The organism is Paenibacillus sp. FSL R5-0345 (genome assembly GCF_000758585.1).
Lineage (GTDB): Bacteria > Bacillota > Bacilli > Paenibacillales > Paenibacillaceae > Paenibacillus_AQ.
Window position 1 is genome coordinate 2,910,905 of the sequence record NZ_CP009281.1, and the last position, 14,689, is coordinate 2,925,593.

Below are 14,689 nucleotides of genomic sequence, written 5' to 3' on the forward strand. Positions count from 1 at the left end.
CAAGTGATTGCTGCTATTGATCTCTTTGGGGACGAGCAGCGGAAAGAAGTTTAAACGAATTAGTAAGCTAACCCTAAACCCATTGGAGTGATTAGAACATGCTGAAGATAGGTCTGCAATTGTACACACTTAGAGAAGAACTGGAACAGGATTTCGAAGGAACACTGCGCAAGGTAGCAGCCCTTGGATATAAAGGTGTAGAGTTTTTTCACTTTTTCGGTCGTACTGCAGCAGAAGTTAAACAATTGCTAAATGAGCTTGGATTGGTCGCGCTCGGCGCACATCGTCCTTATGACGCATTGTTGAATGATACAGAAGCAGAGATTTCTTACAATCTTGAGATTGGAAATCCTCATTTGATTGTTCCTTATCTGTCAGAAGAACAACGTAACTATGAAGAAGTTGCCGCGAACCTGAAGATTATTGGAGAAAAATGCAAAGCGGGCGGAGCGGTTCTTCTGTATCACAATCATGATTTCGAATTAACGGATAAATATGGGGATAGTGACCGAACTGCTTTTGATGGATTGTTTGAAGAGGTGCCGGCTGACCTGCTACAAGTGGAAATGGATACTTGCTGGGTACATCATGCGGGCTATGATGCGGTTGAATATATCAACAAGTACGCAGGTCGACTGCCGATCATCCATCTGAAGGATCTGAAGAAACACGAAGACGGTTCACCGGAAACGGTTGTACTAGGTGAAGGTGAAGTGAACCTTACTGCAATTTTAGATGCAGCTGTTCAGGCAAATGTGGAGTGGGCGGTAGTAGAACAGGATTTCTGCAGTCGTTCACCATTAGAAAGTGTAGAAGATAGTTTGAAATGGGTAAAAGCATACGCAAATCAAGGAGGAAAAGTTCATGTCTAATAAGTTGAGAATTGCTATTGTAGGTTGCGGTGGGATCGCAAATGGAAAACATATGCCAAGTTTGTCACGTCAAAAGGATGCTGAAATGGTAGCTTTCTGCGATATCGTTGAAGAACGTGCTCAGGAAGCAGCTAAGACCTATGGTGCTGAGGGTGCTGCTGTTTACACAGATTACACCGAGCTATTGAAAGCTGGCGGTTTTGATATTGTTCATGTTTGCACACCGAATGACAGTCACTCCGTGATTACTATTGCTGCATTGGAAGCAGGTAACCATGTAATGTGCGAGAAACCAATGGCTAAAACCACTGCCCAAGCACAAGAAATGTTGGACGCTGCGAAGCGTACGGGGATGAAGTTGTCTGTCGCTTACCAGAACCGTTATCGTTCGGATAGTGAATACCTTAAAGCACTCTGCGAAAACGGCGAACTAGGTGATATCTATTATGCAAAAGCAATTGCCCTTCGTCGTCGTGCGGTTCCTACTTGGGGCGTGTTCCTGGATGAAGAAAAGCAAGGCGGCGGCCCACTGATCGATATCGGTACGCATGCACTTGATCTTACTTTATGGATGATGGATAATTATAAACCACGCAGTGTTATGGGCTCGTCTTTCCATAAGCTGAGTAACCGAAAGAACGCTGGAAATGCCTTTGGTCCTTGGGATCCTGAGCAATTTAAGGTGGAAGATTCTGCTTTTGGATTTATTACCATGGAAAATGGTGCTACAATTGTACTTGAATCCAGCTGGGCACTAAATGTATCTGAGTATCGAGAAGCTCAAACGCTTCTTGCAGGTACAGAAGGTGGTGCAGATATGAAGGATGGTCTGCGCCTAAACGGTGACCGTGGTGGACGTCTGTATGAGACCAAAGTAGACTTGTCTGCTGGTGGAGTAGCGTTCTTTGATGGAGGACAGGAAAATGAATCTGATCGTGAAGCTCGCTTGTGGCTTGAGGCGGTTAGAGAAGACAAGGAACCTGTAGTTAAACCTGAGCAGGCCCTCGTTGTTACTCAAATCTTGGAAGCTATTTATGAATCTTCACGTACAGGTCGCGCTGTGTATTTTGACGGCACATCAGATAATTAATAGAGAATCAGGAGTGGAAGTCATGAGCTCAAACATACATTCCGTAGTCATCGTTGGCTTTGGAGGAATGGGGAAATATCACGCAGAATTAATTAAGGAGAATAATTCCTTAGAAGTGGTAGGAACATACGACTTGCTTGAAGCACGTCGTACGGACTCCATCAAAGCTGGCTACAAGGTATTTGAAAGTTATGAAGAAGTATTAGCAGATCCTTCAGTTGAGATCGTTCTTATTGCTACACCAAATGATGTGCACAAAGAAATTGCAGTACGTGCGCTCCAAGCCGGAAAACATGTTATTTGTGAGAAGCCGGTGGCTATGTCGAAGGAAGAGCTTCAAGAAATGCTGGCCGCTGCGGATGCAGCAGGACGTGTGTTCATGGTTCACCAGAATAGACGTTGGGATGAAGATTTCTTAACGATCAAGAAAATGTATGATCAAGAGACAATCGGCTCGTTGTTCCAGATTGAATCCCGTGTACATGGAGCGAATGGTATTCCTGGGGACTGGCGTCATGTCAAGGCACAAGGTGGAGGTATGCTGCTGGATTGGGGCGTTCATTTATTGGACCAGCTTTTATTTATGATCGACAGCAAAGTTACCAGTGTGAGCAGCAGCCTGAGCTTTATTCTAGGCAATGATGTAGATGATGGTTTTGAAGCCATCCTACAATTTGAAAATGGGATAAAAGCTATCGTTGAGGTTGGTACAACCAACTTCATCACATTGCCTAGATGGTATGTGAAGGGTATTGAAGGCACGGGCATTATCGAGGATTGGTCTTTAACAGGTCGTTTAGTCACTAGAAACACTGAAGGTGAAAAGATCGAACCTAAGCCTATTCGTGCAGGTGTTGGATTAACTAAAACGATGGCACCTCCTTCTGAAGGGGCTACCATTACAGAAGCTTTACCTCAACCAGCCGATATAGGTTCTAGCTTCTATGACAATTTCGCAGCCGTAATTGAGGGTACAGCCGAACCAATCGTTAAGAATGCCGAAGTAATGCGTGTTCAGAATTTGATTGAGGCTATTTTTGAATCTGCTGAGAAGAATCAAGTGCTGAAAGACTTCGATATGTATGGTGAAGGTAAGTAAACTATTTGCAAAAGAGGTGACTTACATTGAAACTTGGAGTATTTATGGTCTTGTTTGGCGGTCGTAAGCTGGAGGATGCTCTTGATTATGTAGTGTCCAAAGGACTTAAGGCGGTAGAGATTGGTACAGGGGGTAATCCTGGTAACAGTCACTGCAATCCAAAGATGCTTCTCGAGAATGAGACAGCATTGAAAGAATTTAAACATGCTGTGGAATCCCGTGGATTGACGATCAGTGCACTGAGCTGTCACGGAAATCCGCTACACCCACAAAAAGAGCTTGCTCAGAAGGATCATGAGGACTTTGTGAACTCGGTCAAATTGGCGCAGAAACTAGGCATTCCAGTCGTTAATACGTTTTCTGGATGTCCAGGTGATCATGAGGGTGCCAAGTACCCGAACTGGCCGGTAGCTCCATGGCCAAATGATTATCAAGAGATTCTGGATTGGCAATGGGAGAATAAAGTGATTCCTTACTGGACCGAATGGGGAGCTTTTGCCGCAGAGCACGATGTGAAAGTCGGTCTTGAGCTCCATGGCGGATTCTCCGTCCACACACCGGGTACTCTTCTGCGCTTGAGAGAAGCTGCGGGTGAGGTTATCGGAGCTAACCTTGATCCGAGTCATATGTGGTGGCAAGGAATTGATCCGGTACAGGCGATTCATATTTTGGGCCGCCAAGGTGCGATCCATCATTTCCATGCTAAAGATACTGTTATTGATCCGGTTAATGTTAATATGCATGGCTTAACAGATATGCAATCCTATACCAAGATGCTTGACCGTGCATGGCAATTCCGTTCGGTTGGCTTTGGACATGATCTTAAGACTTGGGCTGATATTATAAGTGCTCTTCGTTTAGTCGGTTATGATTATGTAGTTAGTATTGAGCATGAGGATGGACTGATGTCTGTAGAAGAAGGCTTCTCCAAAGCTGTAAGTAATCTTCAACAAGTATTGATTGAGGAGCCACTAACAGAAATGTGGTGGGTTTAAAATCAATTGTATAGACATAAGAAATGACGTGCGCAAGCACGTCATTTTTCCTGTATTAATAATCTGAATTTTAAACCTAAAAATTGGAGGACGAGCATGCAGCCGATAAAAATACAGAGAGAACATAAACTTCAGATTACATCCAGTATTCAGGATTATTTTGATACCGAGCTATCTAGCGAAATTGGTCAATTAGCAAGTGAGAATCTTCTGGATTTTATGCTCAAAGAACTCTCACCTTATATTTACAACCAAGCACTGGCAGACGCCCGTAAAGTGATTGAGCAAAAGATGATTTCTGTAGAAGAAGAATTGTATGCACTTGAGCAACCATTAACACTTGGCAAAAGATAGTCCGAACAAGATGTTGTTTACCGCAGATTGGTAATCGTTACGTCTGGATCAGTCTCTGCTTCGTAATCTACACCTTCAGTCTCGAAACCAAATAACTGGAAGAACTCCTGTTTGTAGCTTTCTAGATCTGTTAATTCATAGATGTTGTCTGTACTGAGTTCATCCCAGATTTGACTCACTTGATGCTGTACAGCCGGAGACAGCTCCCAGTCGTCTATTCGGATACGGCCTTCTTCGTCCACAGGAGTTCCTTCGACTGCGTAGAGACGTTCTGTGAATAAGCGATAGGTTTGTTCAATACAACCTTCATGAAGCCCTTTTTCTTTCATGACTTTGTATAGCGCAGAAGTGTAGAGAGGGACGACAGGAATTGCCGAGCTAGACTGTGTGACAAGACCTTTCGTAACTGCTACATAGGCCCGACCGCCAATACTAGATAGTTCTTCGTTAAGCGTATGTGCTGTGGATTCGAGATGATCTTTTGCACGTCCAATCGTTCCTTTACGATAAACGGATTGGGTGATTTCTGGTCCGATATAAGAGAAAGCGATTGTGGTGGCATGATCGGCCAAAGCGCCGGCTTGCTGGAGTGCTTCAATCCAAAGCTGCCAATCGTCACCACCCATGACACGAATGGTATCATCGATTTCCTTCTCGGCTGCAGGCTCGATAGAAATTTGGCTGACCTCACCCGTATGAAAGTTTACGGTTTTATTCGTGTAGGTATCTCCTATAGGTTTAATTACGGAGTTATAAACTTCACCAGTTACAGGATCTGTTCGGCGAGCTGAAGCAACGCTGTAGATGACGAGATCAACTTGTCCCAACTCACTGCGGATCAGTTGTATAGTTCTTTCCTTCGTCTCCTTGGAGAAGGCATCACCAGTTACACTGAAGGATTGAAGCCCGGCTTTCTCTGCAAGCTCTTCAAAAGCTGCTGAATTGTACCATCCAGCAGACGCTGTACGGGCTCCGTTGCTGCTGCTCTGACGGTAGACGCCTATTGTGCTAGCTCCAGCCCCAAAGGCGGCTGTAATCCGTGAGGCGAGGCCGTATCCTGTAGAGGCACCAATGACAAGCACCTTGCGCGGTCCTTTAATCTCGGGTTGTGTCTGAATATATTCGATTTGCCGCTCTACTTGACGAGCGCATCCTTGCGGATGTGCGGTAGTACAGATAAAGCCGCGTGTTCTAGGTTTGATAATCATGATAATGGTTTCCTCTCTTTCATGAAAAGCAGGCTAATGATACTCGGTAGTTCTAATTTTAACAATTTTCATTCAAATGGAGAAGGCTTGTTTATTGTGTGTAACTTATTTCTTAATGGTGGTGAGACCTTGGAAAGTTTTACTAAAACGAAAATATCAACAGAGCAACAGAATGATCTGGTCGGTGCCGCTTTTGGAAGTCATGTGAGCATTGATCGAAGTACCGAGCTGACGGGAGGTTATTTTAACGCAGCCTATGATCTTCTTTTATCAGACGGAAGAGCTATGATTCTTAAGATAGCGCCATCCGATGAAACAGACACCCTAAGTTATGAGCACGATATTATGGCTGTCGAGGTTGCGGCAATGCGATTGATGAAGTCAAAAGGAACAGTACCTGTGCCTGAGGTATACGCTTATGATAACAGTAAAAAATTGATTTCGAGTGAGTTTTTTTTCATGGAGAAAATAGTTGGTCAGCCCTATAATGAGATTAAGGAAGAACTAAGTCCGCAGCAGAGAATAAGTATTGAGACAGAGTTAGGTCATTATTGTCAGTTAATTAATGAGATTCATGGTGAACGTTTCGGATTATATAGTGCGTCCACACCAGTAAAGGGAACTTCATGGCGGGAAACATTTCAGCTTTTGATAACGAACTTGCTTGAAGATGCACGTCGTTTAAAGGCAGAGATGCCCATTCCGATTGAAACCATTGAGGCAGAGATCATAAGCCGCTTACATGTTATGGATGTAGTCACTGAGCCTCGTCTTGTACACTGGGACTTATGGGATGGCAATGTATTCGTGCGAGAGGGCCGCATTGTTGCATTGATTGATTGGGAACGGGCACTTTGGGGCGATCCGCTTATGGAGTATTATTTTCGCTATATAGAGAATTCAGAGCATTTTTGCAGAGGTTACGGAAATAGCTTCGACAACCCGAATGAATGTGCCCGCAAAAAACTCTACGATTTATATATCGACTTAATTTACTTTATCGAGTGTTATTCGCGTAACTACGATAGCCAAGGTCACTTTAAGTGGGCGCATGAAAATTTGCTGGAGGGCTGGAAGAGATTCATGGCTTAACACAATTTTGACACATTTACAGCGTAGAAGAGAAGGAGGAAGAGCGGGAGGAGAGGGACGCTAGTGTTTGAATGGCTGAGTGTACATATTAATGAAGTGAGTTTGCTGTGGCTGCTGCCGATACTATTTATGTTTCACGATTTTGAAGAAATTTTAGTTATCGAAGCTTGGAGTGCCAAATATGGAACCAGAGTCAAAGCAGCTATACCACCATTTATGCGGAAAATGTATACCTCGATGATGCACATGACTACACGTAACTTTGCTTTGGATGTATTATTCGTGTATATTTTGATAGTGGCTGTAACCTGCATCGCAGTATTCTTTTCATACTATTTATTGTATTTGGCTGTTCTTGCAGTGTTCTTCTTCCATGTATTTACTCATCTAGGACAGACTATTTATTTGAAAATGTATACACCTGGAGTTGTTACAGCAGTACTAGTAGTTCTTCCTTATTCTCTTTATGCGTATTATCGACTGTTGGATGACGGCGTGGTATCTATTGCAGATATCGGGCTGTCCTTGGTAGTTGTACTTCTTTTACTTCCACCTTTGATGTGGTTGCTTGTGAAGAATAGAACACGAAATAAACAGAACTAGTACTAAAGTCTGCTGCTAGACGTATTTTTTTCAGAAAAATCTTGACTAGAACCCTTAAAACTAGATAAAATAATACTTATTGCTTACAACATGCTGAGAATCATTATCATAATTGACGAGGAAATGAGAGGGTGACAAGATGGAGCGCCTTTTAGAGGTAAAAGACTTAGCGATATCATTCAAAACACACGGTGGAGAGGTACAAGCGATCCGTGGTGTTAGCTTCCATGTAGATAAAGGTGAAACTCTAGCGATTGTTGGGGAGTCAGGTTCCGGTAAAAGTGTAACCTCACAAGCGGTTATGAAGCTAGTTCCTACACCACCAGGAGAATATAAACGCGGACAGATTCTGTTTGATGGACAAGATTTGATTGGCAAGACTGAGAAGCAAATGCAGAAAATTCGTGGTAAAGAGATCGGTATGATTTTTCAGGATCCAATGACCTCATTGAATCCAATGATGAAGGTCGGCAGACAAATTACTGAAGTGCTTCTCAAACACGAGAACATCTCCAAGGCTGATGCGAATAAACGTGGGGTTGAGCTTCTCAATCTTGTAGGTATTCCATCACCGGAACGCCGCTTTAATCAATATCCACATGAATTCAGTGGTGGTATGCGTCAACGTGTTGTTATTGCAATGGCACTTGCTGCGAACCCTAAGCTTCTGATTGCGGATGAGCCGACTACAGCGCTTGACGTAACGATTCAAGCACAAATCCTTGATTTGATGAAGGAATTGCAGAAGAAGATTGATACGGCTATTATTTTTATCACCCATGATCTCGGGGTTGTAGCAAGAATGGCAGATCGTGTAGCAGTAATGTATGCTGGACAAATTGTCGAAATGGGAACAGCGGAAGAGATCTTCTACGATCCAAGACACCCATACACTTGGGGCTTGCTGGCTTCCATGCCAAGTCTAGAGAGCAAAGGATCTTTGCTTACAGCGATTCCAGGTACACCACCCGATCTGATCAAACCGCCTAAGGGTGATGCTTTCGCACTACGTAGCACTTACGCTATGCAGATTGACATGGAGAAAGAGCCGCCTATGTATAAAGTTTCAGATACACATATGGTGAAGTCATGGCTAATGCATCCGATGGCTCCTAAGGTAGAGCCGCCGGCAGTTGTTAAGAACAGACAACGTGTGCTTAAGAATGCTTATCCAGAGCCAGTTTTGGTGGAAAATAACGCTTAATAAGCGGTTAACTTATTAGAATTTAAATTAATAACGTCAGGCCATTTCGATGGCTTGGCGTTTTTTTATGTCCAAAAGTTCACTATTATTTAAATAAATATGAATTAATACGTGTTTACTTAAATAAAAGGATTGACTATTGCACGTTTTCGTTTCAAAATGAAAAGGCATACATAGGGGGTATAACGATGAGAAAAGCCATTATGACTACAATGATTAGCGTTTCATTATTAGTAGTAACAGCGTGTAATGACAATTCAGCTAGTTCCAGCAATTCAAATCACTTAACTGACTCTGCCCAGCCTGTCTTTAAAAATGTATCTGTACATGATCCGTCGATCATTATGGCAGATAATAAATACTATGTGTTTGGTTCTCATTTAGCATCTGCTAAATCAAATGATCTGATGTCTTGGTCTCAGTTGTCCTCAGGAGTGGTAGCAGGAAATGTACTCATTCCTAATGTTAAAGAGGAGTTTGCTGAAGCATTAGAATGGGCACAGACGGATACCTTATGGGCACCGGATGTTATCCAATTGGCGGACGGTAAATATTATATGTATTACAATGCTTGTAAAGGGGATTCCCCGTTGTCTGCCCTCGGCATAGCCGTGTCGGATAATATTGAAGGACCCTATAAGAATAAGGGTGTCATTCTGAAGTCAGGTATGATGGGCATGGGTGATGATGGAGAAATATATGATGCCACTCAAAAGCCAAATGTAGTAGACCCGGATGTGTTCTTTGATAAAGAAGGGAAGCTGTGGATGGTCTACGGTTCTTATTCCGGTGGTATTTTCATTATGGAACTAGATGCTAATACAGGCTTCCCGCTGCCGGATCAAGGCTATGGCAAAAAGCTTCTGGGTGCGAATCATGCTCGGATAGAAGCCCCATATATGCTGTATAGTCCGGAAACGGATTACTACTATCTGTTCCTATCATATGGAGGGTTGGCAGCTGATGGTGGCTATAACATCCGTGTAGCTCGCTCAAAGGCGCCTGATGGACCATTCGAGGATTCTCAGGGTCAGGATATGATTCATGCACAAGGATCGCCTACGGTATTGTTCGATGATCCTGCATATGCGCCATACGGAATGAAGCTAATGGGGAATTTCGAATTCCTGAATACGGATGATGAGCTGCCAGTGAGTGGAGAAGGATATGTATCACCAGGTCATAACTCTGCATTTTATGATGAAGAGAATGGCAAGTATTATCTGATCTTCCATACACGGTTACCAAATCGTGGTGAAAAGCATGAGGTGAGAGTTCATCAGATGTTTATGAATAGTGAGGGGTGGCCAGTTGTAGCCCCACACCGTTATGGAGGAGAGACCATTGAGAAATACACGAAAGAGCAAATTTCAGGTGAATACAAATATTTGAACCATAACAAAGAGATAACGGCTGATATCGTGCAGTCAGAACTGATTGAATTGACTAAGAGCGGAAAGATTAAAGGAGCGGTAAAAGGAAAGTGGAAGCTTATCGATGAGCATACGGCTGAACTTACCATTGACGGTGCTACTTATAATGGGGTGTTCCTGAGAGAGTGGAATGAAGCTACTGCCAGTAACGTTATGACGTTTACTGCAGTTTCCAAAGAGGGGATCTCTATTTGGGGGAGCCATGTATCAGCAATGGAATAATAGAATTTAATAAAAAATAGGAAGTGGAAACGGGGTTCCAATTAGTCCTAACGACTAAGCTGGAGCCCCGTTTTGTGGATGAATGGTCAGTCTTCAAACTTACGAATCACAATGACAGCATTATGCCCGCCGAAACCAAAGGAGTTAGACATGCCTATAGTAAGATCGGTTTTTCTAGCCATGTTCGGGACATAATCAAGATCACAAATGGAATCTTTGACCTCCTGATTAATGGTAGGGGGGATGATTCCTTCTTGAATGCTCTTAATTAGGGCTATGGCTTCTAGACCACCGGCCGCGCCTAAGGCATGTCCTGTCATGGACTTATTAGCGGTTACGGGGATCTGGTAGGCTTGATCGCCGAATAACTTCTTTATCGCAAAGGTCTCGGAGCGGTCACCTACTACTGTACTAGTGGCATGGGCGCTGATTACATCCACCTCCTCCGGCTGGAGATTTGCTTCATTCAGTGCCAATTTCATTGCTTGATAAGCACCGATTCCTTCTGGATGCGTGGCGACCATATGGTAAGCATCAGAGCTGGCTCCATAGCCGATAACTTCTCCGTGGATCTTGGCATTTCTACGCTTAGCGTGGGAGAGTGACTCTAGAATAACTATTCCACCGCCTTCACCGATAACAAATCCATCACGCTCCCCATCAAAGGGGCGACTCGCCTTAACCGGCTCCTCATTTCGAGTGGATAAGGAGGTGGCATTGCCGAAACTGGCTAAGGATATTTCAGTAATGGCTGCTTCTGAACCACCAGCAATTACAATGTCGGCACCTCCGTAACGGATCAACCGGAAGGCTTCACCGATCGCCGTATTCCCAATAGAACACGCAGTTACTGGAGACATTGTAGGTCCCATGGCGCCTAATTTAATGCTGATCATCGCTGCAGCCATATTAGAGATCATCATGGGAATTAATGTGGGACTTACCCGATCCGGTCCACGACCTTTAAGCACGCTCCCTTGCTCCATCAAGGTCTGAATTCCACCAACGCCTGATCCTACGTAAACTCCGAGGCGCTCCTTGTCAATCTTATCAAGCTGTAGACCGGAATGTGTCCATGCATCTTCAGCGGCGGCGAGGGCGAACTGACTAAATCTATCCATTCTGCGTGCTTCTTTACGACCGAATCTGCCTTCTGCATCGAAGTCATGCACGATTCCCGCGATTTTGGTCTTAAAGTTAGAAGTATCAAATGAAGTGATTGGGGATATACCCGACTCACCAGAAACTAGACGATCCCAGAATTGCTCTATTGTATTTCCAAGGGGCGAGATTAAGCCCATACCTGTAATAACTACGCGCTCCATAGTGAACCTCCTCAACTAGTGTATATAGGTATTTTTCCACTAATTTTATCCTATTACAAGTTATCGTTTATCCTAGTATAATTTGTACTATACTAATGATTGCAACAGAGAGGAGAGTAAGCGTATGGGTAATCAGACGAGATTACAGGCATTATCAGATTTCTTAAAAGCACGTCGTGCAGCGATCTCACCCAGCTCTGTTGGATTGCCAGAAGGTACACGCAGGAGAACGCCTGGGCTTCGAAGGGAAGAAGTTGCACAGCTAGCGGGGGTAAGCAGTACCTGGTATACATGGCTAGAGCAGGGTAGGGATATTAAAGTATCTTCATCTGTTCTAGATTGTATCGCAACAGCTCTAAAGCTGACTCCTGATGAGCGGAAGTATCTTTTTGCACTGGCATTAGAGACTGGAACAGGAAACGTTCTATTTCAGCAAGAAGAATCCTCTGTAATCAGTCCTTCTCTACAGAAGATTTTACAGGAGCTTAAGACCTGTCCTACGATTATTTCAGACCGACGTTGCGGGATTGTAGGTTGGAATGAGGCGGCAGCACATGTGTTTCTTGATTTCTCCAAGCTGCCCATTGAGGAGAGAAACATGATTCGGTTGTTATTTGTTCGCAAGGAGTTCAGACGTTTAGCTGTAAATTGGGAACAGTTCGTAAGCGGTTATCTATCCATCTTCAGGGCTTATTACGGACAATATGTTGAGGATCGCTGGTACGATGAATTTATAGAGGAATTAAAGGGACTACACCCAGCGTTTAATGAAATGTGGGAACAAAGCCGTGTAAGCTCCGCTCCGGATGTCCTACTGGAGTTCAGACATGCCAAAGCTGGGAAAATGTTATTTCATTTAACCTCGCTACAGGTTCAAGGCAGCACAGATTTACGCTGTAGTATTTATACACCTGCCGCTGATTCGAATACTGAAATCAAGCTGAAGCAGCTTATGGAGCAGCATAAAGAATGACCAAGTTCCAGCCTGCAAGGTTTTCTTAAAGGCTAATACGCTTATTCATAGAAAACGAGAGTGTCCGCCAGCCATTTACGTGGCTATGGACACTCCCGTTTAAACATTGGAAGATTAATTAGTGGTTATATTCTTTTTATTGCCGGTTTTCTTTCCATAGATTCGGAACAATATTAATCCAAACAGCATGCCGATAAATGACATCACGGATATTGTTAAGTAAAGGGCCTTACCGCCGAAGGCTTCATATAAGGCTCCTCCAGCATAAGAAGCGAGAATGCCTGATACCCCGAAGAACAATAGCGCCAGTACTGTTTGACCCGTAGCCCGCCACTCCTCAGGCACAATACTATACAGATACTGAATAGCTGCGGAGTAGAATACTGGAAAGGTAAGGATTTGTAGTATCTGTAGATAAGCTAGCAAATGCGGATCAGTAATCCAAGCGGAAATAAAGAATCGAAGAAAATAAAAGGCTCCGGAAATCGAAATAATGATCAGCTCTTTTCCTTTGCGAAGCCACCAAAAGCTTAAAGCAAAGACAATAATCTCACTCATTGCGGCGATAAAGAACGATTGACCTACTAATTCAGGACTGCCACCAAGCTCACGGATATAAACACCAAGGAAGGTATCGTTCATTCGCGCAGGAACGGAGCTGATAAAGATAAGCACTAGAAACAACAGCGTTTCTTTGTTGCTTAGAAAATGCTTTAAGCTGTCAAGAGTAACCGGTTTACCCGTGACTGGAGCATCAGGCATGAACCAGCTGACGATGAAGCTTGTAAGGCTAATACCAACGAACAGCATGGCCATCCCATGAGAGCCGAAGTAACTCAGCACATAACCTGTGAGCAAGGCCATTACACCGTACCCTAAGGCACCGTATGTGCGTATCGACCCATAGCTAATTCCAGCTGCTTCGGAAACCCGGAAATTCAAGCTTTCAGCTAGCGGATCGATAGGCATCAAGAAGAAATATAGCAGCATAGCAAAAAGAATAAGTCCCACATAGCTATTGGAATCGAATAAAAAGTATCCCGTCACCGCAGAGCATAACAACAGAACTAAAAGTACCTTGCGGATCGTTCTTGTTTTGTCGCTGATCATCCCCCATAAGGGTTGAGCAATAATGGTAACAAAACCTCCAGTACCAATAATGAATCCAATTTGCGCCGGATTTAAACCTTGCTCTCCTAGATAGACTGGCAGAAAAGGAATGAACATCGCCAGCAATGCAAAATACAAAAAGTTAAATCCTCGTAATAGTGTTGGTGCCTTCATAAGTTTCTTTACCTCACGTATTAAATATTATTTAGATAGAGTCAATTTTGTTATTGTAACATGGATGGTGAATGATTAGGATATAAAACTATGATAAACTGAGAATAATTAAAGCAAAATGCAAGGAGAAAAGTCGATGATCAAGCTGGTATCATGGAATGTTAATGGCCTTCGGGCATGTGTCAAAAAAGGGTTTAATGACTATTTCAAAGAAGTAGATGCTGATATCTTTTGTGTTCAAGAGACAAAGCTTCAGGAAGGGCAAATTACACTGGAGCATGGTGAAGAATACGATCAATACTGGAATTACGCAGTGAAGAAGGGCTATTCCGGTACGGCTATATTTACTAAAATCAAGCCGATCTCTGCAAGATATGGAATGGAAGAAGATGAGGAAGCAGAAGGTCGTATCATAACATTAGAGTTTGAACATTTTTATCTGGTCAACGTCTATACGCCTAATGCCAAACGAGATCTGTCTCGATTGGATTACAGAATGGAATGGGAGGACCGTTTCCGAAAATATCTCTTAGAACTGGACAAGAGTAAACCGGTAGTTGTCTGTGGAGACCTAAATGTAGCCCATGAGGATATCGATATCAAGAATGCAAAGGCTAACCGTGGGAACTCTGGTTTTACAGATGAAGAGAGAGGCAAAATGAGTACGCTGCTAGAATCGGGCTTCATTGATACTTTCAGATATCTCCACCCGGAGCTAGAGGGAGTGTATTCATGGTGGTCTTATATGCCGAAGGTGAGAGAGCGGAATGTGGGTTGGCGGATTGATTATTTCTTAGCTTCTTCTAGACTTGCGCCTAATGTACTTGATGCTCAAATTGATTGTCAGATTATGGGCAGTGATCATTGTCCAGTCATTTTGAAGCTTGCAGATTTTTGAGATCAAAATAAATGATTGAAGGCCGCTAAGTTCCTGT

14 protein-coding genes are annotated in these 14,689 nt (G+C 43.4%); 11 read left to right on the forward strand and 3 right to left on the reverse strand.

The window, feature by feature from the left end; all coding sequences use genetic code 11:
- The first annotated feature begins 98 nt into the window (after positions 1–98).
- From R50345_RS12645 to R50345_RS12665, 5 genes are all read left to right on the forward strand, one after another.
- Positions 99–872 (forward strand): sugar phosphate isomerase/epimerase family protein, encoded by a 774-nt coding sequence (locus tag R50345_RS12645; RefSeq protein ID WP_042127031.1) that lies wholly within the window; start codon positions 99–101, stop codon positions 870–872.
- Positions 865–1,962: a Gfo/Idh/MocA family protein gene (locus R50345_RS12650; protein WP_042127033.1), complete on the forward strand. Its 1,098-nt coding sequence runs from the start codon at positions 865–867 to the stop codon at positions 1,960–1,962. Before R50345_RS12645 ends, R50345_RS12650 begins: the two co-directional genes overlap by 8 nt.
- A gap of 22 nt (positions 1,963–1,984) precedes the next feature.
- The gene (locus R50345_RS12655; RefSeq protein ID WP_042127034.1) at positions 1,985–3,061 is read left to right on the forward strand and encodes a Gfo/Idh/MocA family protein; all 1,077 of its coding nucleotides are present in this window, start codon (positions 1,985–1,987) and stop codon (positions 3,059–3,061) included.
- Positions 3,062–3,087: 26 nt separating this feature from the next.
- Positions 3,088–4,056, forward strand: coding sequence for a sugar phosphate isomerase/epimerase family protein (locus R50345_RS12660; RefSeq protein ID WP_042127036.1), 969 nt, complete (start codon positions 3,088–3,090; stop codon positions 4,054–4,056).
- A gap of 96 nt (positions 4,057–4,152) precedes the next feature.
- A complete protein-coding gene (locus tag R50345_RS12665; protein WP_042127038.1) occupies positions 4,153–4,410 on the forward strand; it encodes a DUF2164 domain-containing protein in 258 nt (85 codons plus the stop codon).
- Between the two features lie 17 nt (positions 4,411–4,427).
- Here the strand turns inward: R50345_RS12665 and fabV are convergent, their stop codons facing one another.
- On the reverse strand, positions 4,428–5,618 hold the full coding sequence (gene fabV, locus R50345_RS12670; RefSeq protein ID WP_042127041.1) for an enoyl-ACP reductase FabV: 1,191 nt from the start codon (positions 5,616–5,618) through the stop codon (positions 4,428–4,430).
- A gap of 129 nt (positions 5,619–5,747) precedes the next feature.
- Here fabV and R50345_RS12675 point away from each other — a divergent pair, with 129 nt between their 5' ends.
- From R50345_RS12675 to R50345_RS12690, 4 genes are all read left to right on the forward strand, one after another.
- Positions 5,748–6,710 carry a phosphotransferase family protein gene (locus tag R50345_RS12675; RefSeq protein WP_231574167.1) on the forward strand — a complete coding sequence of 321 codons (963 nt, stop codon included), beginning with the start codon at positions 5,748–5,750 and terminating at the stop codon, positions 6,708–6,710.
- Positions 6,711–6,773: 63 nt separating this feature from the next.
- A complete protein-coding gene (locus R50345_RS12680) occupies positions 6,774–7,313 on the forward strand; it encodes an HXXEE domain-containing protein (RefSeq protein WP_042127042.1) in 540 nt (179 codons plus the stop codon).
- Positions 7,314–7,452: 139 nt separating this feature from the next.
- Positions 7,453–8,517, forward strand: a complete 1,065-nt coding sequence (locus tag R50345_RS12685; RefSeq protein WP_042127043.1) for an ABC transporter ATP-binding protein — start codon at positions 7,453–7,455, stop codon at positions 8,515–8,517.
- A gap of 188 nt (positions 8,518–8,705) precedes the next feature.
- Positions 8,706–10,172, forward strand: coding sequence for an arabinan endo-1,5-alpha-L-arabinosidase AbnB (locus R50345_RS12690; protein WP_081389735.1), 1,467 nt, complete (start codon positions 8,706–8,708; stop codon positions 10,170–10,172).
- A gap of 86 nt (positions 10,173–10,258) precedes the next feature.
- Here the strand turns inward: R50345_RS12690 and fabF are convergent, their stop codons facing one another.
- The gene (fabF, locus tag R50345_RS12695; RefSeq protein ID WP_042127045.1) at positions 10,259–11,497 is read right to left on the reverse strand and encodes a beta-ketoacyl-ACP synthase II; all 1,239 of its coding nucleotides are present in this window, start codon (positions 11,495–11,497) and stop codon (positions 10,259–10,261) included.
- Between the two features lie 124 nt (positions 11,498–11,621).
- On the opposite strand from fabF, the gene R50345_RS12700 reads away from it, so the two are divergent.
- Complete coding sequence (locus R50345_RS12700) at positions 11,622–12,470, forward strand: helix-turn-helix transcriptional regulator (protein ID WP_042127047.1); 849 nt, start codon at positions 11,622–11,624, stop codon at positions 12,468–12,470.
- Between the two features lie 114 nt (positions 12,471–12,584).
- Here R50345_RS12700 and R50345_RS12705 read toward each other — a convergent pair whose 3' ends face one another.
- Positions 12,585–13,754 (reverse strand): MFS transporter, encoded by a 1,170-nt coding sequence (locus tag R50345_RS12705; RefSeq protein ID WP_042127049.1) that lies wholly within the window; start codon positions 13,752–13,754, stop codon positions 12,585–12,587.
- Positions 13,755–13,893: 139 nt separating this feature from the next.
- On the opposite strand from R50345_RS12705, the gene R50345_RS12710 reads away from it, so the two are divergent.
- A complete protein-coding gene (locus R50345_RS12710; protein WP_042132123.1) occupies positions 13,894–14,652 on the forward strand; it encodes an exodeoxyribonuclease III in 759 nt (252 codons plus the stop codon).
- Positions 14,653–14,689: the final 37 nt, after the last annotated feature.